General features: G+C 69.5%; 19 protein-coding genes. 10 read left to right on the top strand and 9 right to left on the bottom strand.

Features of this window, described 5'->3' with window-relative positions; genetic code table 11:
* The first annotated feature begins 142 nt into the window (after window positions 1–142).
* The 7 genes from ACZ5VQ_RS16770 to ACZ5VQ_RS16740 all read left to right on the top strand — a co-directional run bounded on the left by ACZ5VQ_RS16770 (window position 143) and on the right by ACZ5VQ_RS16740 (window position 9,275).
* The gene (locus ACZ5VQ_RS16770; protein ID WP_469105507.1) at window positions 143–1,156 is read left to right on the top strand and encodes a zinc-dependent alcohol dehydrogenase; all 1,014 of its coding nucleotides are present in this window, start codon (window positions 143–145) and stop codon (window positions 1,154–1,156) included.
* Window positions 1,157–1,299: 143 nt separating this feature from the next.
* A complete protein-coding gene (locus ACZ5VQ_RS16765) occupies window positions 1,300–2,268 on the top strand; it encodes a hypothetical protein (protein WP_469105506.1) in 969 nt (322 codons plus the stop codon).
* Between the two features lie 133 nt (window positions 2,269–2,401).
* Entirely contained in the window at window positions 2,402–3,511 is a 1,110-nt protein-coding gene (gene chvE / locus ACZ5VQ_RS16760) for a multiple monosaccharide ABC transporter substrate-binding protein (RefSeq protein WP_469105505.1), read from the top strand.
* 32 nt (window positions 3,512–3,543) lie between these two features.
* Entirely contained in the window at window positions 3,544–5,085 is a 1,542-nt protein-coding gene (mmsA, locus tag ACZ5VQ_RS16755; RefSeq protein WP_359943641.1) for a multiple monosaccharide ABC transporter ATP-binding protein, read from the top strand.
* A gap of 5 nt (window positions 5,086–5,090) precedes the next feature.
* Window positions 5,091–6,335 carry a multiple monosaccharide ABC transporter permease gene (mmsB, locus tag ACZ5VQ_RS16750; protein WP_469105504.1) on the top strand — a complete coding sequence of 415 codons (1,245 nt, stop codon included), beginning with the start codon at window positions 5,091–5,093 and terminating at the stop codon, window positions 6,333–6,335.
* A 118-nt stretch (window positions 6,336–6,453) separates the two neighbouring features.
* A complete protein-coding gene (locus ACZ5VQ_RS16745; protein WP_469105503.1) occupies window positions 6,454–7,500 on the top strand; it encodes an aldose epimerase family protein in 1,047 nt (348 codons plus the stop codon).
* Window positions 7,501–7,628: 128 nt separating this feature from the next.
* A complete protein-coding gene (locus ACZ5VQ_RS16740) occupies window positions 7,629–9,275 on the top strand; it encodes a pyridoxal phosphate-dependent aminotransferase (protein ID WP_469105502.1) in 1,647 nt (548 codons plus the stop codon).
* A gap of 300 nt (window positions 9,276–9,575) precedes the next feature.
* On the opposite strand, the gene ACZ5VQ_RS16735 is transcribed toward ACZ5VQ_RS16740, so the two are convergent.
* The gene (locus ACZ5VQ_RS16735) at window positions 9,576–10,568 is read right to left on the bottom strand and encodes an arabinan endo-1,5-alpha-L-arabinosidase (RefSeq protein WP_469105501.1); all 993 of its coding nucleotides are present in this window, start codon (window positions 10,566–10,568) and stop codon (window positions 9,576–9,578) included.
* A gap of 243 nt (window positions 10,569–10,811) precedes the next feature.
* On the opposite strand from ACZ5VQ_RS16735, the gene ACZ5VQ_RS16730 reads away from it, so the two are divergent.
* Complete coding sequence (locus ACZ5VQ_RS16730; RefSeq protein ID WP_469105500.1) at window positions 10,812–11,567, top strand: intradiol ring-cleavage dioxygenase; 756 nt, start codon at window positions 10,812–10,814, stop codon at window positions 11,565–11,567.
* Between the two features lie 168 nt (window positions 11,568–11,735).
* Here the strand turns inward: ACZ5VQ_RS16730 and ACZ5VQ_RS16725 are convergent, their stop codons facing one another.
* Window positions 11,736–11,993, bottom strand: a complete 258-nt coding sequence (locus ACZ5VQ_RS16725) for a hypothetical protein (protein ID WP_469105499.1) — start codon at window positions 11,991–11,993, stop codon at window positions 11,736–11,738.
* 121 nt (window positions 11,994–12,114) lie between these two features.
* Here ACZ5VQ_RS16725 and ACZ5VQ_RS16720 point away from each other — a divergent pair, with 121 nt between their 5' ends.
* Window positions 12,115–13,029: a LysR family transcriptional regulator gene (locus ACZ5VQ_RS16720; protein ID WP_469105498.1), complete on the top strand. Its 915-nt coding sequence runs from the start codon at window positions 12,115–12,117 to the stop codon at window positions 13,027–13,029.
* Window positions 13,030–13,095: 66 nt separating this feature from the next.
* Window positions 13,096–14,628 carry a helix-turn-helix domain-containing protein gene (locus ACZ5VQ_RS16715; protein WP_469105497.1) on the top strand — a complete coding sequence of 511 codons (1,533 nt, stop codon included), beginning with the start codon at window positions 13,096–13,098 and terminating at the stop codon, window positions 14,626–14,628.
* An 89-nt stretch (window positions 14,629–14,717) separates the two neighbouring features.
* On the opposite strand, the gene ACZ5VQ_RS16710 is transcribed toward ACZ5VQ_RS16715, so the two are convergent.
* The 7 genes from ACZ5VQ_RS16710 to ACZ5VQ_RS16680 form a co-directional block, all read right to left on the bottom strand.
* Window positions 14,718–15,626, bottom strand: a complete 909-nt coding sequence (locus ACZ5VQ_RS16710; RefSeq protein WP_469105496.1) for a sulfite exporter TauE/SafE family protein — start codon at window positions 15,624–15,626, stop codon at window positions 14,718–14,720.
* A 235-nt stretch (window positions 15,627–15,861) separates the two neighbouring features.
* Window positions 15,862–17,376 (bottom strand): arabinosylfuranosidase ArfA, encoded by a 1,515-nt coding sequence (gene arfA / locus ACZ5VQ_RS16705; RefSeq protein WP_469105495.1) that lies wholly within the window; start codon window positions 17,374–17,376, stop codon window positions 15,862–15,864.
* A gap of 128 nt (window positions 17,377–17,504) precedes the next feature.
* Window positions 17,505–18,440 (bottom strand): carbohydrate ABC transporter permease, encoded by a 936-nt coding sequence (locus tag ACZ5VQ_RS16700; RefSeq protein ID WP_469105494.1) that lies wholly within the window; start codon window positions 18,438–18,440, stop codon window positions 17,505–17,507.
* The gene (locus tag ACZ5VQ_RS16695; protein WP_469105493.1) at window positions 18,437–19,378 is read right to left on the bottom strand and encodes a carbohydrate ABC transporter permease; all 942 of its coding nucleotides are present in this window, start codon (window positions 19,376–19,378) and stop codon (window positions 18,437–18,439) included. The genes ACZ5VQ_RS16700 and ACZ5VQ_RS16695 overlap by 4 nt, the downstream gene beginning before the upstream one ends.
* Window positions 19,375–20,733, bottom strand: coding sequence for an extracellular solute-binding protein (locus ACZ5VQ_RS16690; protein WP_469105492.1), 1,359 nt, complete (start codon window positions 20,731–20,733; stop codon window positions 19,375–19,377). The genes ACZ5VQ_RS16695 and ACZ5VQ_RS16690 overlap by 4 nt, the downstream gene beginning before the upstream one ends.
* 193 nt (window positions 20,734–20,926) lie before the next feature.
* The gene (locus ACZ5VQ_RS16685) at window positions 20,927–21,859 is read right to left on the bottom strand and encodes an SMP-30/gluconolactonase/LRE family protein (protein WP_469105491.1); all 933 of its coding nucleotides are present in this window, start codon (window positions 21,857–21,859) and stop codon (window positions 20,927–20,929) included.
* Entirely contained in the window at window positions 21,856–22,629 is a 774-nt protein-coding gene (locus ACZ5VQ_RS16680; RefSeq protein WP_362074676.1) for an IclR family transcriptional regulator, read from the bottom strand. Before ACZ5VQ_RS16680 ends, ACZ5VQ_RS16685 begins: the two co-directional genes overlap by 4 nt.
* Window positions 22,630–22,800 lie beyond the last annotated feature (171 nt).

Below are 22,800 nucleotides of genomic sequence, written 5' to 3'. Positions count from 1 at the left end.
GCGGAGCGCTCAGGCACCGTCGCAACGCGCCGCTGTGGTCGAGCGCCACCGCGGCTGATCGAAGGGATGCCGGCCGGCCCTTCGAAGCCCCGGCACGCGGCGCCGCCGTGGACGCGACCCGCCTCACCGCCACGGAGCAGTCATGAACGCCCCCGCGCAGGCCGTTGTGATCGAGGGCCCCGGCGAGCACCGGCTGGCCGCCCACGAGCCCGTGGCGCCCGCCGCCGGAGAGGCGCTCGTACGGGTTCACGCGAGCGGCATCTGCGGCAGCGACCGTGAGGTGTACCAGGGCAACCGGCCCGAGGGGTATGTCCGATATCCGCTGACGCCGGGGCACGAGTGGTCCGGCACGGTCGAGGCGGTCGGTCCCGGGGTCCCGGAGGGCCTGGTGGGCCGCAAGGTGGTCGGTGAGGGCTTCCGCAACTGCCAGGTCTGCGACCGCTGCCACGAGGGCGAGACAACGTTGTGCACGGCGGGCTACGAGGAGACGGGCTTCACCCAGCCCGGCGCCATGGCCACCACGCTCACGCTGCCCGCCCGGCTGCTGCACGTCCTGCCGGAGGACGCCGATCTGACGGCGGCGGCGCTGCTTGAGCCCGCGGCCTGCATCGCGGCGGCCGCGCTCAAGGCGAACGCGCGGCCCGGCGAGCGGGTGGCCGTCGTCGGCACCGGAACCCTCGGCATGTTCGCCGTGCAGTTCCTGAAGGCGGGTTCGCCCTCGGAGCTGCTCGTGGTGGGCACCCGCCCGGACCGCGAGGAGCTCTCGAAGACGTTCGGCGCGACCGAATTCCGTACCAGGGACCAGGAGTTGCCCGACGACTTCGACGTGGTGATCGAGACCGCCGGGTCGGCGTCCGCCGCGACCACCGCCGCCTCCCTGCTCCGGCGCGGCGGACGTCTCGTCCTCACCGGTATCCCGGCTCCGGGTGCCGAGGGCCTTGACCCCACCGATCTCGTCGTACGGCAGCTGGAGGTGCACACCGTGTTCGGGGCGCCGCCGGAGGCCTGGGCGCACACGGTGCGGGTCTTCGGTGCCGGTCTCCTCGATCCCCTTCCGCTGGTCACGCACGAGCTGCCGTTGGACGAGTTCGCTCACGCCATCGAGCTGGTGGGATCCGGCGACCCGAAGGTCGGCAAGGTGCTGCTGCGGCCCTAGGGCCCGCGGTACCGGCCGCCCCCCGATCCGTACGCCGGTACGGAGACCTGACGCTCCGTACCGGCGTACATCCACCGCCACGAACCACGTCCGGCACATCGAACACACATCCCACCAAAGCCAGCTCCAGCTAAGGACAGCTCGTGACCGACGCTTCTCCCAAGGCGGCCCGTCGACCCGGTGAGCAGGCGCTCGCCGCGCTCGGCCTGGGCGCGCCCGCCCTCTCCCCCGCCGACGCCTCACCGCACGCCTTCCCGGAGGGCGGCCGATGGCGCACCGAGATCCCCTCGTGCGAGGGGCCGGAGGCGCTCGCCGTGGTCCTCAAGGAGTCCTCGCGGCTCGATGTGCCGATCCACCGGATCAGCCAGGGCAGCGGCATCTGGATGCTGACCGACGCCGAGATCACCGAGATGGTCGAGGCCACCGAAGAGCGCGACATCGAGCTCTGCCTCTTCACGGGCCCGCGCGGCACGTGGGACATCGGCGGCTCGACCCGGACCGACTCGCGGGGCGGCGGGCTGCGCGCCCGTGGTCACGATGCGGTCGCAGGTTGTCTCGAAGACGCCATCCGTGCAACGGAGTTGGGCGTAAAGTGCCTCCTCGTGGCTGACGAAGGCGTGCTCTGGACCCTGCACCGGGCCCGGGTCGCCGGGATCATCCCGGCGGACACGACGCTGAAGGTCTCGGCGCTGATAGGCCCGGTCAACCCGGCCGCGTACGCCGTGTACGAGCAACTGGGCGGGGACTCCATCAACGTGCCGAGCGATCTCACGCTCGACCACCTGACGGAGATCCGCCGGGTCAGTGCAGCCCCCATGGACATGTACATCGAGGCCCCCGACGATCTCGGCGGGTACGTGCGCATGTACGAGGTCGCCGAGCTGATCCGCCGCGGCGCCCCGCTGTACCTGAAGTTCGGCCTGTCCAAGGCTCCCGGGATCTACCCGTACGGGCACCACATGCGGGACGTGACGCTGTCCACGGCCCGGGAAAGAGTGCGGCGCGGCCGGCTCGCCCTGGACCTGCTCGCGCGGCACGGGGCGGACGGCGACATGGCGCCGCTCGGCTCCCGGCTTCCGGGCGCACTCCAACGGTTCGACATTCCCTCATAACGTTCCGAACACACCCCCTTCACAAAAGACGACGCGGCCGAACACAATCCCACACACCTCCTCTCGGTCGAACCTCGCTCCACCTGCTCGCAGCTCCAGACCGAGCCCCGTCAGAACATCAAGGAAGATGATCATGCGCAATCGCAAAGCAGCGCTTTCCGCCATAGCCGCGGCCGCCTCCCTGGCCCTCACCCTCTCCGCCTGCGGGCAGGACAGCGACGGCGGCAGTGAGGACACGAAGGGAGACGCCAAGGGCTCCACCGTCGGCATCGCGATGCCGACGAAGTCCTCCGAGCGGTGGATCGCCGACGGCGCCAACGTGGAGAAGAACCTCAAGGCGGCCGGCTACAAGACCAAGCTGGCCTACGGCGAGGACGACCCGGACACCCAGGTCTCGCAGATCGAGAACATGATCACGCAGGGCGTCTCCGCCCTGATCATCGCGGCGATCGACAACAAGTCGCTGGACAACGTTCTCCAGCAGGCCAAGGACGCCGACATCCCGGTCATCTCCTACGACCGCCTGATCCTCAACTCGCCGAACGTCGACTACTACGCGTCGTTCGACAACGAGAAGGTCGGCGAGCTGCAGGGCACCCAGATCGTCGAGAAGCTCGGTCTGAAGGACGGCTCGAAGAAGGGCCCGTTCAACGTCGAGCTCTTCGCGGGTTCGAACGACGACAACAACACCCAGTACTTCTTCAACGGCGCGATGAAGGTCCTGCAGCCCTACATCGACAAGAAGCAGCTGGTGGTCAAGTCGGGCCAGACGAAGCTGACCCAGGTCACCACGCTGCGCTGGGACGGTGGCACCGCCCAGAAGCGCATGGAGGAGCTCCTGACCGCGGCCTACCGGAAGGGCAAGGTCGACGCGGTGCTCTCGCCGTACGACGGCATCTCCATCGGCATCCTGTCGGCGCTGAAGTCGGACGACTACGGCAAGAGCAAGCCGATGCCGGTCGTCACCGGACAGGACGCCGAGGTCGCCTCGCTGAAGTCGATCAAGGCGGGCGAGCAGACGGCGACCGTCTTCAAGGACACCCGTGAGCTCGCGAAGGTCGCCGCGAACATGGTCGACTCGGTGCTCAACGACAAGAAGCCCGAGATCAACGACACCAAGTCGTACGACAACGGCTCGAAGGTCGTGCCCGCGTACCTGCTGACCCCGGTGAGCGTCGACAAGACCAACTACCAGAAGGTCGTCATCGACTCCGGTTACGTCAAGGCCGACGCGGTCAACTAACCGCCACCCCCTAGGGATTGGAAGGCACGACCATGGCGGGACCCGTCCTGGAAATGCGCTCGATCGTCAAGACCTTTCCCGGCGTCAAGGCGCTGTCGGACGTCTCCCTGAGCGTCCGGCCGGGCGAGGTCCACGCCATCTGCGGTGAGAACGGCGCCGGAAAGTCGACCCTCATGAAGGTCCTCTCCGGCGTCCATCCGCACGGAACCTACGACGGGGACATCCTCTTCGAGGGCGAGTCCTGCCAGTTCAAGGACATCCGGGCGAGCGAGCAGCACGGCATTGTGATCATCCACCAGGAGCTCGCGCTGGTGCCGTACCTCTCCATCGCGGAGAACATCTTCCTCGGCAACGAGCACGCCACGCGCGGCTTCATCAGCTGGAGCGAGACGCTCAAGCACGCGACCGAACTGCTTCGGCGGGTCGGGTTGAGCGATCACCCGGAGACCCGGGTCGCCGACATCGGCGTGGGCAAGCAGCAGCTCGTCGAGATCGCGAAGGCGCTGTCGAAGAAGGTGAAGCTGCTGATCCTCGACGAGCCGACCGCGGCTCTGAACGACGAGGACAGCGGCAAACTGCTGGACCTCATCCGGGGTCTGAAGGACCAGGGCATCACCTCGATCATCATCTCGCACAAGCTCAACGAGATCGAGGCGGTCGCCGACTCGGTGACGATCCTGCGCGACGGGCGGTCCATCGAGACCCTCGACGTGAAGGCCGCGGAGACCACCGAGGACCGGATCATCAACGGCATGGTCGGGCGCGACCTCGACCACCGCTTCCCGGAGCGCACCCCGCACGACACGGAGGTGGGCGCGGCTCCGGCCCTGGAGATCCGCAACTGGACCGTCCACCACCCGATCGACCAGCAGCGCAAGGTCGTCGACGACGTGTCGATCCAGGTGCGCCGCGGGGAGATCGTCGGCATCGCCGGGCTCATGGGCGCCGGACGCACCGAGCTCGCGATGAGTGTGTTCGGGCGCACCTACGGCCGGTACGCAAGCGGCACCGTCCTCAAGGACGGCACGGAGATCCGTACGAAGACCGTGCCCGAGGCGGTCAAGCACGGCATCGCGTACGTGACGGAGGACCGCAAGCACTACGGCCTCAACCTCATCGACACGATCAACCGCAACATCTCCCTCAGTGCCCTGGGGAAGGTCGCCAAGCGCGGAGTCGTGGACGAGCACGAGGAGCGGCAGGTCGCCGAGCGCTTCCGCAAGTCGATGAACATCAAGGCGCCGACGGTCTTCGAACCGGTGGGCAAGCTGTCGGGCGGCAACCAGCAGAAGGTCGTCCTCAGCAAGTGGATCTTCGCGGGTCCTGACGTGCTGATCCTGGACGAGCCGACCCGCGGGATCGACGTGGGCGCCAAGTTCGAGATCTACACGGTCATCGACAAACTGGCCGCCGAGGGCAAGGCGGTCGTCTTCATCTCCTCCGAGCTGCCGGAACTGCTCGGAATGTGCGACCGCATCTACACGATGGCCGCCGGACGGCTGACCGGTGAGGTCCCGCGGGCCGAGGCCACGCAGGAAGTGCTGATGCGCCAGATGACGAAGGACAAGAGGTAAGACCGATGAGCACGAACGTGACCGCCAAGTCCCCCGCGCCGGCGCCCGCCGGCAAGGGCGGCTCGACCGGGGGCGACGGCCTGCTGCAGCTGATGATCGACGGTATGCGCCGCAACATGCGGCAGTACGGCATGCTGATCGCTCTCGGTCTGATCGTGGTGCTGTTCGCGGTGTGGACGGATGGCGACCTGCTGCTGCCGCGCAACGTCTCCAACCTGGTGCTGCAGAACAGCTACATCCTGATCCTCGCCATCGGCATGATGCTCGTCATCATCGCGGGCCACATCGACCTGTCGGTCGGCTCGCTCACCGCCTTCGTGGGCGCGGTGGCGGCCGTACTGATGGTCAACCACGACATCCCCTGGCCGTTGGCCGTGGTGCTGTGCCTGCTCCTGGGCGCCGCCGCGGGGGCCGTGCAGGGCTTTTTCATCGCCTATCTCGGCATACCCTCGTTCATCGTCACCCTCGCGGGCATGCTGCTCTTCCGCGGTCTGACCGAGATCTTCCTGGAGGGCCAGACCATCGGCCCGTTCCCCAAGGGTCTGCAGGACGTCTCCAACGGCTTCCTTCCCGAGGTCGGCCCGGACACGAACTACCACAACCTCACGCTGCTGCTCGGCTTCGCCGTGATCGCGTTCGTGGTGCTGCAGGAGGTCCGCGACCGCAGGCGGCAGCAGGAGTTCGCCCTTGAGGTGCCGCCCACCAAGCTCTTCCTGCTGAAGATCGTGGCGCTGGTCGCGGCCGTGCTCACGGTGACGATGATGCTCGCCAGCTACAAGGGCGCCCCGGTGGTGCTGCTCATCCTCGGCGTCCTCGTCGTGGGCTTCGGCTACGTGATGCGCAACGCCGTCATCGGCCGCCACGTGTACGCCATCGGCGGCAACCTGCCCGCGGCGAAGCTGTCCGGTGTGCGGGACAAGAAGGTCACGTTCCTGGTCTTCCTCAACATGGGCATGCTGGCGGCGCTGGCCGGTCTGGTCTTCGCGGCCCGCTTCAACGCGGCCTCGCCCAAGGCCGGTGTGAACTTCGAACTGGAGGCGATCGCCGCGTCGTTCATCGGCGGCGCGTCGATGAGCGGCGGCGTGGGCACGGTCCTCGGCGCGATCATCGGTGGTGTCGTCCTCGGTGTCCTGAACAACGGCATGAACCTCGTCGGCGTCGGCAGCGACTGGCAGCAGGTCATCAAGGGCCTGGTGCTCCTCGCGGCGGTCGGCTTCGACGTGTGGAACAAGCGCAAGGTCGGTTCGTAACCTTGCCGGTGGGGCCCCGCGGGCGCATGCCCGCGGGGCCCCATTTCTCTGTGTACGGCTTCTTTACGTACCGCGGCAACAGCCAAGCTCCAAAAGACAGTTGGAAGACAGGACGACCGTGAAGGAACTTTTCGGAACGCTCGCCGACGGCACGAAGGTCCACCGCTGGTCGCTGGAGAACGGCGGCACCCGGCTGAAGGTCCTCTCGTACGGCGGAGTCGTCCAGTCCCTGGAACTCCCGGACCGCGGCGGCCGGTACGCGAACGTGTCGCTCGGTTTCGGGACGATCGAGGAGTACGAGGCGTCCAGCCCGTACTTCGGCGCCGTCATCGGCCGGTACGGCAACCGCATCGCCGGCGGCAGGTTCACCCTGGACGGCGAGGAGCACCGACTCCCCGTCAACGACGGCGGGAACAACCTGCACGGCGGGCCCGACGGCTTCGACAAACACGTGTGGGCCGTGGAGGAGTTTGCCTCCGGCTCCGACGTGGGCCTGGTCCTGCGCCGCACCAGCCCCGACGGCGAGATGGGCTACCCCGGCACACTCACGACGAAGGTCACGTACACGCTCACCGGGAACGGCGACTGGCGCATCGACTACGAGGCCACCACCGACCGGGCCACGGTCGTCAACCTCACCAACCACGTGTACTGGAACCTCGCGGGCGAGGGCGCCGGCCAGGTCCACGACCACGAGCTGACGGTCGCCGCGTCCCGCTTCACACCGGTCGACGCGCGTCTCGTCCCCACCGGCGAGCTCGCCGAGGTCACGGGCACCGCCTTCGACTTCCGTACGCCGAAGACGGTCGGCGAGGATCTCGGCCGGAACGACCCACAACTCCTGCACACCAGGGGCTTCGACCACAACCTGGTCCTCGACAAGGGGCTCACGGAACGGCCCGAGCACTTCGCGACCCTCCGCGAACCGGTCTCCGGCCGCACCCTGAGGATCGCCACGACCGAGCCCGGTGTGCAGTTCTACTCGGGCAACTTCCTGGACGGCGACCTGGTGGGCCCCGGCGGCCACGCATACGGTCCTGGCAGCGCGCTGTGCCTGGAGACCCAGCACTTCCCGGACTCGCCGAACCGCCCGGAGTTCCCGTCGACCGTGCTCAGGCCCGGCGAGACGTACCGCTCGACGACCGTCCACTCGTTCAACTCGTGACCGACCTTCACAGGTGGTTCACAACTTCCACATCAATTCACAGTCGTTGAACAGAGACACACAGCGGCCCGTACTAAGGGGCGGCCCGGGTATCCCCGCTCGGGCCGCCCCTCAAGGACGGAGGGTCCATGGCCGACAATGTCACCTCGCTGTTCCGCACCGGCGCGCACAGCCCCTCGATGGCCGCGCTGGCACGCGAGAGCGGGGAGGCGGGTCCGGTGGACTTCTGCATCCCGTGCAATCCGTACTTTCCCTCGCCCCGGATGATGGACGAGCTGACCAACCGGCTGCGCGACATCATCACGTACTACCCGAGCAGCGCGGACACCATCACCGCCGAGTTGTGCAACCTGCTGCAACTTCCCCCGCAGTGCGTGGCAATGGGCAACGGGTCCACAGAACTGATCACCTGGATCGACCACTTGCTGGTCCGGGAGTCGCTCGCCATCCCCGTCCCCACCTTCGGCCGCTGGACCGACCAGCCGCTGGAGACCGGCAAGCGCGTCGACATGTTCCCGCTCCAGGAGAGCAACGGCTTCGCGCTCGACCCGGCGCAGTACATCCAGTTCATCCGCTCCAGGGGCACCCGCGCGGCCGTCATCTGCAACCCGAACAACCCCGACGGCGGCTTCGTGCCCAAGCAGACGATCCTGGCGTTCTGCGACGCGCTCGCCGACCTCGACCTGATCGTCATCGACGAGTCGTTCCTGGAGTTCGCCGACGCGGAGAACGAGCCGAGCATCGTCGAGGAGGCGGTGATGCGCCCCAACGTCATCGTGCTGCGCAGCCTCGGCAAGAACTTCGGTCTGCACGGTGTGCGGTTCGGCTACATGGTGGCCAACCCGGGCCTGGCGGGCCGCATCCGCTCGATGCTGCCGAAGTGGAACCTGAACGCCTTCGCGGAGACCGTGGTCTTCATGCTCAAGGACTACGGGGCCGAGTACGTGGAGAGCCTGCACATGGTGCGCCGGGACCGGCTCGACATGGCGCGCCAGCTCTCCACGCTGCCCGGCCTCACGGTCTACCCCTCGCAGGGCAACTTCCTCTTCGTGCGCCTCCCCGTGGGCGCCGAGGGCACCGTGGTCCGGGACCGCCTGCTCACCGAGCACCGGATCCTGGTCCGCGAGTGCGGCAACAAGATCGGCTCGTCCAGTCGCTTCCTGCGGCTCGTGGTGCGCCCCCAGGAGGACGTACGTCGCCTGGTGTCCGGCCTGGAGTCGGTGCTCTACGGGACCAGGAGGGGAGCCGCCGTGCCCGAGCTGGGCACAGGGACCAGCTACAGCTCGGGTACGGCGGCGGTGGACCGGCTCGTCAGTTCGACGAGCGGGCAGGGCTATCCGGGGATCGCCGCGGCCGCCAACGGGATGGCCGGGCAGCCCCAGCCGCTCACGGCCGCCGCGAACGGAATGGTCGGACAGCCCCAGCCGCTCACGGCCGCCGCGAACGGAATGGTCGGACAGCCCCAGCCGCTGACCGCCGCGGCCAACGGAATGAACGCAATGATGGGCCAGCCGCAGCAGTTCACCGCGGCGGCGAACGGGATACCCGGGCAGCCGCAGCCGCTCACGGCCGCCCAGACCCGCGGCACGACGGGCATGCCGGGAGGGCTGACCGCCGTGACCGCACAGGGTCAGCCGCAGGGGTTCCCGCAACCGCAGCCCCAGGCCATGCCGCAGCCGGTGCCCCAGCCCGTGCCGCAGCAGGCCACCGGCTGGCCGAACACGCCGCCGAACGGCGCCGGCTGGCCGGCCGCCGCTGTCGACCGGGTCGGCTGACCACCGGACCGGTTGCCCGAGGGCCCCGCATCCCGCAACGGGGCCCTCGCCGGCCGGGAGGTCCAGGACCCTCCCGGCCCCGGCACAGGGGGCAGCGGGCCCGCGCTCGGAGGGGAGACGCGGGCCCGCACCTCTTTGCCCGCACCTTTCAGGGGCGCGGGGAACTGCGCAATCTTTTGGCTTTTCGGGGCGCGGGCAACTGCGCAACCTTTCGGCTTCTAGGGGCGCGGGGAACGGCGCAGTCTTTTGGCTTCTAGGGGCGCGGGGAACTGCGCGATCAGCCCCCGCCGGCCGGCAAGGTCAATAGGCCACAGGCCACCCGCTGCCCCAGTTCAGCAGGTTGATCCCGAGCTTGGGCGTGCCGTTGTCCTGGCCGTCGTAGTAGTGGTAGACGATCAGGTCCCCGTCCGAGTCCGCCAGGATCGACTGGCCGCCGGGTCCGATGTACCGCCCGTGCGACTCCAGCACGGGCGTCCCCCCGTTGTTCGTCATCGCGACGCCGCTCTTGTCGTAGTAGGGCCCGGTCACACTGGTGGCCCGGCCCACCTTGACCTTGTACGTGGAGCCGGTGCCGGCGCAGCAGGTGTCATACGAGGCGAACAGGTAGTAGTAGCCGCCCCGTTTGACGATCGACGGCGCCTCGACGGCCTTTGTGCCGGTCGGACGGGAGGCGATCGAGTAGCGCGTGGTGTTCGACGAGAGCTGCTTGCCGGTCGACGGGTTGAGCTGGATCATCTTGAGCCCGGTCCACCAACTGCCGAAGGAGAGCCACCACTTGCCGTCGTCGTCCACGAAGAGGTTCGGGTCGATGGCGTTGTAGTCGCTGGAGGTGGTGGAGGTGTAGACGGTCCCCTGGTCGCTCCACGAGCCAGGCAGTCCGGTCGGCGAAGTGGCGAGCCCGATGGCCGACTTGTTCGAGCCGAAGGTCGAAACCGCGTAGTACATCAGGTACTTGCCGCCGCGGTACGAGATGTCGGGCGCCCACGCCTCGGTGGCGTACGACGACCACCAGCCCGGCTTGGTGCCGAAGGCGTCCCCGCCCGCGCTGAAGGCGATCCGGTTGGCCGAGGTCTTGTGGGCGAGGCCGCCGCCGGTGGCGTACAGCAGGTACTGGCCCGACGAGGTGCGGATCATCGTCGGGTCGTGGACGACGGTCGAGCCGGTGACGGTGCCCGGGTTCGGGTACGCGGACGCGGTGCCCGGGACGAGGGCGAGCAGGACCGCCGCGGGGACGGCGAGCAGGGTTGTTCTACGGGTCCTGCGGCGGCCGGTGTTGTGGGGGATGCGGCTCACGAGGGGGTCCTCCTGCACGTGGGGAGGGGCAGGGTTCGTTCGAGTACTCGAACGACGGTCATCACTTCGAACGGGAAAATAGAATCGAACAACTTGCGCGTCAACGGTTCGCGCAGCACCTCGGGCCACGGGAAGCGTCGAAAATGTTTCGACGTCCCAGCTGTCTCACAAGCGACTTGACGCCTCGTCACTTTGCCGAACGCACAGCACCCCGACAGATTCCGTTTCTAAGGTGCCATGCTCATGACAGACACATCGATCCGACGTCGAACCGTACTCATCGCCGGTGGCGCCACCGCGGCCACGCTGACCGTGGGAGCCACGGCCCCCGAGGCCCCCTCGGCCGCCGGCCCGGCCTCCGCGGTCCCCGTGGCCGCCGCGGCCGTCTGCACCCTCACCAAGGAGATGACCGAAGGCCCCTACTACCTCGACGGACAGCTCGTCCGCGCCGATGTCAGCGAGGACAAGACCGGAGTCCCGCTGAAACTCACGCTCACCGTCGTCGACGACGACACGTGCGCCCCGCTCGGCAACGCGCTCGTGGAGATCTGGCACTGCGACGCGCTCGGCGAGTACTCCGGTTTCGTCGGGGGCAACGGGCACGACGAGCCGGACAACGGGACGTTCCTGCGGGGCGGGGTGCTGACCGGCTCCGACGGGGTCGCCCGGATCACCAGCGTCTATCCCGGCTGGTACCGGGGGCGGTGCATCCACATCCACGTGAAGGTGCACACCGACGTCACGCTGACCTCCGACGGCTCCTTCGAGGGCGGTCAGGAACTGCACACCGGGCAACTGTTCTTCGACGAGGCGGTCACCGAGGACGTGGCGGAGGTGCCCGCGTACGCGGCCAACACCGTGCCCCGGACGACCCTCGCGCAGGATTCCATCTACGACGAGGGAGGCGCCGCCTCGGGCCTGCTGACCCTCACCGCGCTGGGCAGTTCGGCGACGTCCGGCTACGCGGGCACGTTGACGCTGGGCGTCGAGACCGGCTGAGTGTCGGGAGTCGGTCGGCTGCGGGCCGGTGGGAGCCGATCGCGCAGTTCCCCGCGCCCCTTTGGGGCGCGCGGAGCTGCTCCCTTCAGCGCGCGGGCCTCGGGGCGCGCGAAGCGGCGCCCTCCAGGGGCGCGGGGAACTGCGCGGCCCGCCCCCACCGGCCCGCAGCTACCACGCCGCCCCACCCGAGGTGACCCGGTCCGCCGAGCGCCGCGTGGCGGGCCGGCTGCGCGAGACGATGCTCATGCCGCGGGCGTCCACGACACGCATCTGGAGCGAGCCGCATCCGCAGCGGGTCCACACGGTCTGGCCGGCCGCGGTGCCGTGCCGGGACACCACCTGGAAGGGCTCGGCACGGTCGGGCCAGCCGCAGTACGGGCACGCGTCGCGGACGGGCCGGTCGTGGGTGTGGGCTGTGCTGGTCATCTGTCTGCAACTCCTTGTGCGGGGGTGGTCGGGTGGACCGTCGCGACACCTCCAGCGTGTATCGGAAGCTTCGTGTACGTCCAGGTTGACTTTCTGGACCTCACCTTGAAGCGTGGGCTTCATGATTGATCTGCGTCGGCTACACGTACTGCGGGCCGTCGAGCACTACGGCACGGTGACCGCCGCCGCCCGTGCCCTGCACCTCACGACGTCCGCCGCCTCGCAACAGGTCCGCCAGCTCGCGCGTGAGCTGGGCGTCGACCTGCTGGAGCCCCAGGGACGCGGCGTACGGCTCACTCAGGCCGCGCGGAGTCTGATCACACACGCCGACGCGATCCAGGCCCGCTGGGACCGGGCCGAACTGGATCTGCGGGCCGACCACGGCGACCACGGCGATCCGGCCGGGCTGCTACGGGTGAGCGGCTTCCCGATGGCGATCTCGGTGCTGCTCGCCCCGATGGCGGCCCGGCTGCGGGAGCGCCACCCCCGGCTCTCCGTACGGATACAGGAGGCGGAGGTCCCGTCGAGCTTCGACCTGCTCTTCGAGGGCGAGACCGATCTCGCGGTCGTCGAGGCGACCCCGCGCAACCCGCCGCTCGGTGACGCCCGCTTCGACCAGCAGCCGCTTCTGGACGACCCGTTCGACCTGGTCGTGCCCGACCGTCACCGGCTCGCGGGGCTGCGCCGGGTCGACCTCGCGGAGGCGGCGCGCGAGGACTGGATCGCGCCGGTCCAGGACAGCCCCTGCCGGGTGCACGTGCTCTCGGCGTGCGGTGCGGCCGGCTTCACCCCCGACGTCGTCCACCACGCGCTGGACTGGAACGTGATGGCCCACCTCGTCGCCCACGGTCTGGGGATCGCCCTCATCCCCCGGCTCGCCCATCTGACCCCGCAGCTGCCCATCACCCGCGTCCGGTGCACCGGCGACCCGCACCGCAAACTCCTCACCTGCACCCGCGCCGGCGGCCACGAGCGTCCGGCCGTCGCGGCCGCACTGGGCGAACTGCGGTCCCTCGCGCCGACGGCGGTGGCCTGACGGGGGCGGGCAGACAGGAACAGCCTTTATGGTTCCGAATTGGAGGTTCGTCGCGGTGGCGGGAAGGTGAGTCGGGCTGTGGAGGCGCTGGGGCAGGCGGAGAGTCTCGACGAGCTGCTGCGGCTCGTACGGCGGCACGGGAGCCCCGACGAAGTGCTGAGGTGGCTCGGCCGGCGGATCGGGGCGGACGTCGCGTGGATCGGACGCCAGGGCGCGGTCGAGGCGGCGACGGCCGGATTCCCCCGGCAGCTCGCCGACGAACTGCGTGACCAGGTGGCACGCCTGACCCACGGACGGCTGGCCGCGGCCACCACACAGGCCGGCGAGCTGGAGGTGCACCTGGAGGCCTTCGGCGCGCGCGAGCCGCGTCCGGTGCTGGTGACGGCCAGCGCCTCGCCACTGCCCCGGGAGGCCGTGCTGCTGGCGTCGCAGGCCGGTGGCCTCGTCGAACTGCTGGGACGGGCGTCGGAGGGCGACGCCGGCTCACGCGGGTACGAGGCGAAGGCGGCGCAGCTGCGGTTCGCGGTCCTGACCGCCCTGCTGGCCGGGGACGTCACCCTGGCGCGGCGGATGACCACGGGTGACGTACCACCGCTGCTGAACGCGGAGCGCGTACGGGTCCATCTCCTGCACTGTCCGCCCGCCGACCGTGACCGGCTGGCCAGGACCTATCTGGACTCGTCGGGCTACCACGGCCCGGGTCTGATGGTGAACTGCCCGGTGTTCAAGGAGCAGTTGATCTGTCCCGTCGCCGAGGACCCGGAACTCGGCGGCCGTTTCCAGCAGGGCGAGATGCTGCGCCGGCTGGTCAGGGAGAACCCCGGGTACGCGCTGGGCGTCAGCAGGCCCCATCCGCTGGCCGCCACGGGCGAGGCGTACGGCGAGGCCGTGCACGCCCTCGCCGTCGCCCGCAACTCCCCCGACCGGCTGGCCGCGTACCGGGGACGGCCCTCGCTGGTGCACGTACTGCCCCGCCGGGCGGCCCTCGCCTGGGCGCGCGCCTATCTGGAGCCGCTGCACGACGCCCCCAAGCCCACCGTGGACGTCGTCCGCCTGGCCGTGACGTTCACCCGGTCCGGCGTGGCCCGTCTGCTGCACCTCAGCCGCACCACCGTCACGGCCCACTGCCGCCGGGCGGAGGAGGCCCTGGGCATCGACCTGGGCGAGGTACGCACCCGTGCCACGCTCGATCTGGCCCTGTCCCTCAGCCCGCTCCAGCCCGATCCCACCGACGCCGTCCAGCCGGTCGCGCCACCGCTCGGCGAACTCCTGCGCACCGCTCCCGCCACCGCGTGGGCGGAACCCTTCCTCCGCCCCCTCCACGACGCCCGGCACCGCGATCTGTACCGCACCGTGGAGGCCTGGATCGACGCCAACACGGACGCCCAGCGGACGGCCGCGCGGGTGGGTCTGAGCCGCAACACGGTCCGCGCCCATCTGCGCGCCGCCGAGCGCCTCCTCAACCGCGACCTGCTGACCACCGGTTCGGGCATCCACGACCTCGTGCACGCCCTGCGCGTCACGACTGCGCACCGTGCACACCCCACGGACGAATCTGGCCACCGTGCACGGTGGTCCCCGAAGCACGCCGCCTCCTAACGTGCTCACCGGAGGGGCAGTCGGCACCGACGCCCCACCCATCCGGTGCAGCGGCGAATGGTCCACGGGGGAGACCATTCGCCGCGCGCCTACACGGCAACGGCCCGCCGCTGTCCCGCATCCCGCTCCAACGCCTGTTCCCTCCGATGCGCCCGGACCGAGTACGTCACCGCCGAGACCCACAACGCATAGACCAGGACATAGACAACCCAACTGACCGCACCGGACGCCGCAACCCAGTCGCTCCTCAGCAACGTACGCACATTGGTGACGACGATGACGCCACCCACCGCGGACCCCAACACCCGCGGCGGCAGCAACCGCACCAGCCACGCCGCCACCGGCGCCGCGACCATCCCGCCGAGCAGGAAGGCGGCGACCCACCCCCAGTTCAGCCCCTGGGAGCCGAGCGAGAAGAGAAAACCGAGACTCGCGGCCACGGCGACAAGGAACTCGCTCGTGTCGATGGACCCGATCACCTTGCGCGGCTCCATCCGGCCGCCGGCCAGCAACGCCGGCGTACCGACCGGCCCCCAGCCGCCTCCGCCGGTCGCGTCCAAGAACCCGGCGACCAGGCCGAGCGGCGACAGGAACCGTTTGCGCAGCGGCTTGCCGAGGTTGCCCTTGGGCAGGCCGCGGAACGTGAACCGGGACAGCACGTACAGCCCGAGCCCCAGCAGGATCAGCGACATCACCGGCTCGGCGGTCCCGGTGGACAGCCCGGACAGCACGGTCGCACCGAGGAAGGCCCCGACCGCCCCGGGGACACCGATCTTCGCGACGACCTTCCAGTCCACGTTCCCGAACCGCCAGTGGGAGGCGCCGGACATCAGCGTCGTACCGATCTCGGCGAGGTGGACGGTGGCCGAGGCGGCGGCCGGGTTGGTGCCCATGGAGAGCAGCAGGGTGGTCGAGGTCACGCCGTAGGCCATGCCGAGGCTGCCGTCCACCAGCTGGGCACCGAGGCCCGCCAGGGCGAGCAGTACCAGCGTGCGCATCGTGTCCGTCCCGTCTTCTCGCGTTGTCCCCCCGAAAGGTGGAAGGGAACGCACGGGACGGTAGGTGCCGAAACTGAGGATTGCCTGAGCGGGAGATGAGCACACCGCACAGACACCGTCACAGGCCCCACATACGGGTGCCCCGGCCGGAGGGGACCGGGGCACCACAAAACCGTCGGACGAGCGGCTGTCGACGAGCGGCCGTCGGGCGGACGGCCGTCAGGCGGGCCGGCCCTCAGGCCAGCCGGATCACGTTCCAGGACAGCGGCTCCAGGACGGCACCCAGGGTGCTGTCCCGGAGCGTGGTCCCCTGCACGACCCGCGGAGCGACCCGGTCCGGCTCGGTGAGCGTGTTGCGGGCGTCCGGGTCGGCGTCCGCGAGCACGCTGTGCTCGACGACGGAGGTCAACTCCAGCCCGTTGAGGGTGACTTCGAGCGGCAGCGCCTCCGTCCGGCTGCGGTTGACCGCGAAGACGGTGACCGAGCCGTCCTCCGCGCGCACGGCGGTGGCGTGCAGCAGGTCGGCCTCCCCGTACTTCTTCGTCTCGTACGTGGGCGAGTCGACCCGTACGTCGAGGACCTGCCCGCGCCCGTGCCGCGAGGCCTGCGCGAACGGGAAGAACGTCGTCTGCCGCCAGGCCGGACCGCCCGGCTCGGTCATGATCGGCGCGATGACGTTGACGAGCTGGGCGAGGCAGGCGACGGTCACCCGGTCGGCGTGCCGCAGCAGCGCGACGAGGAGCGAGCCGAAGACGACCGCGTCCATGACGCTGTAGTTGTCCTCCAGCAGGCGGGGGGCCTCCGCCCAGTCCCGCTCGGCGGAGTTCTCGATCGCGTGCCACTCCGAGACGTACCAGACGTTCCATTCGTCGAAGGAGAGGTTGATCTTCTTCTTCGACTTGAGCTTCGCACCGATGTGGTCGCAGGTGGCGACGACGTTCTCGATGAACGACTCCATGTCCACGGCGGAGGCCAGGAAGGAGTCGACGTCGCCGTCCTGGGGCTCGTAGTAGGCGTGCAGGGAGACGTGGTCGACGAGGTCGTACGTCTCCGTCAGGACCGTCGCCTCCCACTCGGCGAAGGTCGGCATGGACTGGCTGGAGGAGCCGCAGGCGACCAGTTCGACGGAGGGGTCGATCTGCCGCATGGCGCGGGCGGTCTCGGCGGCGACCCGTCCGTACTCCTCGGCCGTCTTGTGGCCGGTCTGCCAGGGGCCGTCCATCTCGTTCCCGAGGCACCACATCCTGATGCCGAACGGGTCCTTGTCGCCGTGGGCGATCCGCTGCTCGGACAGGGCGGTGCCGGCCGGGTGGTTGGCGTACTCCTGGAGCTCCAGGGCCTCCGCAACGCCCCTGGTCCCGAGGTTGACCGCCATCATCGGCTCGGCCTGCGGGCCGATCTTCTTCAGGAAGCCGATGTACTCGGAGAGCCCGAAGCGGTTGGACTCCGTCGACCGCCAGGCGAGGTCGAGCCGGCGGGGGCGTTCCTCGGCCGGACCGACCGAGTCCTCCCACTTGTAGCCGGAGACGAAGTTGCCGCCGGGGTAGCGGACGGCGGTGACGCCGAGTTCGCGGACGAGCTCCAGCACGTCCGTCCGCAGGCCCGCCTCGTCGGCCGCGGGGTGGCCCGGCTCGAAGATGCCGGTGTAGACGCAGCGGCCGAGGTGTTCCACGAACGAGCCGAAGAGACGGGGGTTGACTTCGCCGATGGTGAAGGCGGGGTCGAGGGTGAAGCGGGCCTTGTCCTCCATGGGTTCCTTGTTCGCCTTTCGGGGTGGGGGCTTGTGGTTCGTCGGCGGGTGCGGGTTCGTTGTGGCGTGTCGCGCTCACGCGGCGGAGCCGCATATCGACCCCGCCTCGCGCCCCTGAATGACTGCGGTTACTGGCCTGCGAGGCCCGTGTGGGCCACGCCCGCCACTATCTGGCGCTGGAAGAAGACGAAGACGACGATCAGGGGCAGGCCCGCCATCAGGCCGCCGGCCATGAGCTGGGCCCACTGGATGCCGTAGGAGTTCATGACGGTCGCGATGCCGTTCGGCATGGTCATCAGGTCGGGGTTGTTGGTCACCATGTACGGCCACAGGAAGTTGTTCCAGGACGCGATGAAGGTGAAGATGCCGACCGCGGCCAGGGAGGGGCGGGAGAGCGGGAGCACGATGGTGAAGAAGACCCGCCAGCGGCCCGCGCCGTCGATGAAGGCGGCCTCCTCCAGTTCGCGCGGGATGCCCTGGAAGAACTTGTAGAGGATGTAGACCATCGCGGCGGGCGCGCACTGCGGCAGGATCATGCCCCAGTAGGTGTCGACCATCCCCATCTGCTGGACCGTGGTGAACAACGGCACGCCGAGGACGGCGGGCGAGACCATCAGGCCGGTCATGACCAGGCCCAGCAGAGCGTTCTTGCCGCGGAACTCCGTGCGCGCGAAGCCGTATCCGGCGAGTGCGCTGACGCTCAGCACCACGGCCGTCACGCACACCGAGACCACCACCGAGTTCACGAACCAGTTGGTGATGTTGCCGGTCTCGAAGATCGCCGACCAAGCCTGGGTCGTCCACACCTTCGGCAGCCAGTGCGTCGGCACCTCGACGGCCTCGGTCTCGGACTTCAGGGAGGTGAACAGGGCCCAGACCAGCGGCGCGAGGAACACCGCGGAGACGGCGGTGGCGAGGAGGGTGAGCACGATCTGGCTGGGCGTCCAGGGCCGCCTGCGGGCCCTGGTGCGTATCCGTGCCCCGTCGCCTGTCCGTGCCCCGCTGCCTTTCCGTGCCCCGCTGCCTTTCCGTGCCTCGGCGCGTATCTGTGCGGCGGTGCTCATCGGCCGCCCTCCTCACGGTTGCGCAGCAGCCACATCCGCGCGAGGGCGACGGCCGCGATGATCACGAAGAAGATGATGGAGATCGCCGAGGCGTAGCCGACGCGGTAGCTGGTGAAGCCCTCTTCGAGGGTGTACTGCACGAAGGTGCGGGTGGAGCCCTCCGGTCCTGGCAGGAAGTCCATCATCACCACGGCCTGGTCGAAGACCTGGAGCGAGGCGAGGATCTGCAGGGCGATGACGAGTCCTGTGATGTTCCGCAGCAGCGGCAGAGTGATGTGGACCATGCGGTGCCAGGCGTTGGCGCCGTCCAGCCTGGCGGCCTCGTAGAGGTGGGCGGGGATGCCCTGGAGGGCGGCGAGATAGAGCAGGAAGCTGAAGCCGACCGTCCACCACAGGGTGCAGACGACGACGGCGAGCATGGCGTACGACTTGTCGGTCAGCCATGCCGTCTCGATGCCGAAGACATGGTTGATCATTCCGGTGCCGGGGTTGAACAGCCACTGCCACAGGTTGGCGGCGACGGTGGACGGCAGCAGGAACGGGGCGAAGAAGCACAGCCGCCACAGCCATGTGCCGCGTTCGATGTGGTGGGCGAGCATCGCGAGGAGGAAGGCCAGGACCGTGATGCAGGGCACGACCAGGAGCGTGAAGTACGCGCTGTGGCCGAGCGATTCCCACACCAGCGGGTCGGCCAGGGCCTCGCGGTAGTTGTCGAGGCCGATGAAGCTCGTGGCGTCGCCGGAGATGTTGGCGTCCGTGAAGCTGAGGTAGAGGCCGCGCAGCAGCGGCCAGATCACGAACAGCGCGAACAGCACGAGGAACGGGGCGACGAACCAGGCGCCGTGCTGGAACCCCTGCCTGCGGCGGACGGTGGCGCCTGCCGCGGCGGTCCTCGCGTGCGTGGGAGCGATGACGGTCTGTGCGCCGGCCGTCGTCATGCGGCAGCACCTCCCTGCGCGGCGGTCCGGCCGTCCATGGGGTTCTTCATGGCGAGCAGTTCGGTGAGCGTGCTCCTCATCCGGCGGGCGGCGGCGTCCGGCCTGGCGGAGCCCATCGTCGAGGAGACGACGACCGGGCCGACGCGCTGGGCCAGGATGCCGGTGGACCCGGCGAACCACACCTTCGGCTCGGTGGCCTGGTGGTCCATCGCCGAGACGTACTCGCTCTGCGGGTTCAGCTTCTTGTAGGCGTCCGTGGACAGGGTGGGCGTGTAGGCGGGGATGTGGCCGCCGCCCGCCCACTGCTGGGCGTGCCTGACGATGTACGCGGCGAGTCGGTGCGCGGCCTCGTTGGCGGCTCCGCCGCGGTCGGACTGGTGCGGCAGCACGAAGGCGTGCGACTCGGCGTGGGTGGCCCGCCTGCCGAAGACCGGCGGCAGCGGGGTCGCTCCGTAGTCGAGCTTCGCGCTGTCGAAGACCGGCACCGACCAGTTGCCCTCCCAGACGAAGGGGCCGCCGTTGACGAACTGTTCGGCGCCCGCACCGCCCGCGAAGCCCGGGTCGACGTACCCGTCGGTGATGTGCCGGCGCAGGAACTCCAGTACCTGGGTGGCCTTGTCGGTGTCGAAGGTGACCTCGGTGTCGGAGTCGTCGAACCAGGTGCCGCCGAGCTGGGTGTAGAAGGCGACGAAGAACCACCACTGGAAGTTCTGGTCGGCGGACCACATCCCGATGGTCTGCAGGCCCTTCTCGGTGGCCTGCTTGGCCTCCTTGAGCACGTCGAACCACTCGTCGACGGAGGTGACCGGCACGATCTTGCCGTCGTCGCCGAGCAGGCCCGCCTTCTTCAGCACGTCCTTGCGGTAGAAGCAGAGCTGTACGTGGATGTCGAGCGGAAGGGCGTACAGCGTGCCGTCGATGACGGCCCGCTTCCACAGCTCGGGATTGAAGTCGGCTTCCCGCACGCCGTACTTGGCGAGCAGGCCGGTGTCCCAGGGGTCCAGGAGCCGGCCCGGCGAGAAGCCGGTGACCCGGCCCAGGTGCATGACGCCGAGGTCGGGTGCGCGGTTGCCCGCCGCCGCCATGGCCAGCTTGGTGTAGAAGGGGCTGCCCCACTGGAGGGTGGAGTCCTTCACGTCGATGCCGGGGTTCGCCGCGCGGAAGGCGTCCAGCATCGCGATCATGTTGTACCCGTCGCCGCCGCTGAAGAGGTTCCAGTAGCGGACGCGGGTGTCCGCACCGGAGGCGAGCGCGTCCGCTCCGGTGCCGAGTGCTGCGAATCCGAGGCTGCCCGCGACCGTCAGCCCGCTCAGTCCCGCCAGGATCTGCCTGCGATTCAGGCCAGGTCGTCCCATACCTTGCCTAACTGTTCGAAATTTCGATGAATGCTCGTAACTTCGAACGGGACCGTAGATAGGAAGCGCTTACTAGTCAATGGTTTGCACAAAAACAGCTGCCCCCGTCCGGCGATCGGACGGGGGCTTCGGGTGCTTTCCCAGGTGCTTCCCAGGTGCTTTCCCGGTGCTCTACGGGACGTCGGCCGCGCGGTCAGCCGGCGAACGGAGGCTGGGGCAGGCCCTTGCCCGCGCCGGGGACGACGAGCACCGAGCCGGCGAGCGGATGCGGCGCCTCCAGACCCGTACGGGCCGTCGTGATGTAGAGATCGGTCAGGTCGGCGCCGCCGAACGCGCAGGCCGTGGGGCGCGTTACGGGCAGCTCCACCACCCGGTCCAGCTTGCCGTCCGGGGTGTAGCGGCGGACCGCGCCGCCGTCCCACAGGGCAACCCAGACACAGCCGTCGGCGTCGACGGTGAGTCCGTCGGGGAAGCCGTCGCCCTCCCCGATGACCGCCAACTCGCGCCTGCCGGTGGCCCGTTGGCCGTCGAAGTCGAAGACGTCGATCCGGCGGGTCGGCGAGTCGATGTAGTACATGAGGCGGCCGTCGGGACTCCAGCCCGTGCCGTTGCTCACCGCCACATCGTCGAGGACCGTCTCGACCGTGCCGTCGGGGGCGATACGGGAAAGGGTGCCGCCGCCCGGCGCCTCGTCGTAGCGCATGGTGCCCGCCCACAGGGCACCGTCCGGCGCGACCGCCGCGTCGTTGGCGCGGCGGCCGGGGACGACCTCCCGGTGCAGCCACCGAAAGCTGTCCGAGCCGTCCGAGCCGCCAGAGCCGTCCAAGGCGCCCGAGGCGCCCGAGGCGCCCGAGGCGCCCGAGGCGCCGGAAGACTCTCCGGCAGGGCCGTAAAGGCCCACGCCGTCGCGGAGGTTGACGATCAGGCCGCCGCCCGCGCGCGGCTTCGCGGCGCCCACGTGCTGTTCGGTCGCCATGACCGTGCGGCGGCCGGAGACCGGGTCGTACGTGTGGACCCGGGAGCCGAGGATGTCGATCCAGATCAGCCGCTGAGCATCGGCGTCCCAGGTGGGGCCTTCGCCGAGGGCCGCCTCCGCCCGGACGGCGACCTCGTACGCGTACGTCATCCCACGCTCCGGTGTCCGAGCCGCTCCGACAGCTCGGCGGCGCCCTTCGCGGCGAGCTGCTCCAGTTCGGCGCGGCGCTCGTCGCTCCAGCGGATCATCGGTACGGAGATGGAGAGCGCGGCCACGACCTGGCCCGTGCGGTCGCGCACCGGCGCGGCGACACAGCTGACGTCGGGGTTCGACTCGCGGCTCTCCACCGCGATGCCGCGGGCGCGGATCTCGGTGAGGGCCTCGCGCAGGGCGGCCGGCTCGGTGATGCTGTTCGGCGTCATCCGGACCAGGTCGGCGTCGTCGGGGATCCGCGAGGTCAGCTCGGGCTCGGAGAGCGAGGCGAGCAGCATCTTGCCCACGGAGGTGCAGTGGGCGGGCAGCCGGCGGCCCGCGGCGGACACCATGCGCACGGCGTGCGTGGAGTCGACCTTGGCGATATAGATGACGTCCGTGCCCTCCAGGATCGCCACGTGCACCGTCTCGTCGCAGGTCTCCGCGACGGACCGGGCGACCTGCTGACCCTCGGCGGCGAGGTCGAGCTGCTCGGAATAGCGGCTGCCGAGCTGGTACGGGCGCACCCCGAGCCGGTAACGTCCCGGCTGACCCGGTACGGGCGTGATGTACGAACGGGCGGCAAGTGTCGTCACCAGCTCGTGCACGGTGGTGCGCGGCAACTGGAGCTTGCGCACGATGTCGGGAGCGGAGAGCGTGCCGTCTCCGTCGAGAAATAGCTCCAGTATGTCGAGAGCCCTGGTTACGGCAGGTACGAGGCGTCCCACTACTGGCCCCCTCCCTTGTGTTCGAAATTTCAACAGACGATCGGCATAGCGAACACAGGCTACTCATACCGATTACGGCCGGGCAATGGCCTTGCGACAACGGGTGGGCGAGCGGTTACGGGTGGGTGGGCGGTCGCGGAGAGGCTGGGCGGTCGCGGAGAGGCTGGGCGG

This window comes from Streptomyces sp. NPDC033178 (assembly GCF_055577685.1).
Note: the sequence above shows the minus strand (reverse complement) of the source record. Positions and strands in the feature narration are given on the sequence as shown.

Coding starts and splice junctions, on each gene's coding strand:
- ACZ5VQ_RS16770 (WP_469105507.1), top strand. CDS start 143: ATGAACGCCCCCGCGCAGGCCGTTGTGATCGAGGGCCCCGGCGAGCAC.
- chvE (WP_469105505.1), top strand. CDS start 2,402: ATGCGCAATCGCAAAGCAGCGCTTTCCGCCATAGCCGCGGCCGCCTCC.
- mmsA (WP_359943641.1), top strand. CDS start 3,544: ATGGCGGGACCCGTCCTGGAAATGCGCTCGATCGTCAAGACCTTTCCC.
- mmsB (WP_469105504.1), top strand. CDS start 5,091: ATGAGCACGAACGTGACCGCCAAGTCCCCCGCGCCGGCGCCCGCCGGC.
- ACZ5VQ_RS16740 (WP_469105502.1), top strand. CDS start 7,629: ATGGCCGACAATGTCACCTCGCTGTTCCGCACCGGCGCGCACAGCCCC.
- ACZ5VQ_RS16730 (WP_469105500.1), top strand. CDS start 10,812: ATGACAGACACATCGATCCGACGTCGAACCGTACTCATCGCCGGTGGC.
- ACZ5VQ_RS16725 (WP_469105499.1), bottom strand. CDS start 11,993: ATGACCAGCACAGCCCACACCCACGACCGGCCCGTCCGCGACGCGTGC.
- ACZ5VQ_RS16720 (WP_469105498.1), top strand. CDS start 12,115: ATGATTGATCTGCGTCGGCTACACGTACTGCGGGCCGTCGAGCACTAC.
- ACZ5VQ_RS16710 (WP_469105496.1), bottom strand. CDS start 15,626: ATGCGCACGCTGGTACTGCTCGCCCTGGCGGGCCTCGGTGCCCAGCTG.
- arfA (WP_469105495.1), bottom strand. CDS start 17,376: ATGGAGGACAAGGCCCGCTTCACCCTCGACCCCGCCTTCACCATCGGC.
- ACZ5VQ_RS16700 (WP_469105494.1), bottom strand. CDS start 18,440: ATGAGCACCGCCGCACAGATACGCGCCGAGGCACGGAAAGGCAGCGGG.
- ACZ5VQ_RS16695 (WP_469105493.1), bottom strand. CDS start 19,378: ATGACGACGGCCGGCGCACAGACCGTCATCGCTCCCACGCACGCGAGG.
- ACZ5VQ_RS16690 (WP_469105492.1), bottom strand. CDS start 20,733: ATGGGACGACCTGGCCTGAATCGCAGGCAGATCCTGGCGGGACTGAGC.
- ACZ5VQ_RS16685 (WP_469105491.1), bottom strand. CDS start 21,859: ATGACGTACGCGTACGAGGTCGCCGTCCGGGCGGAGGCGGCCCTCGGC.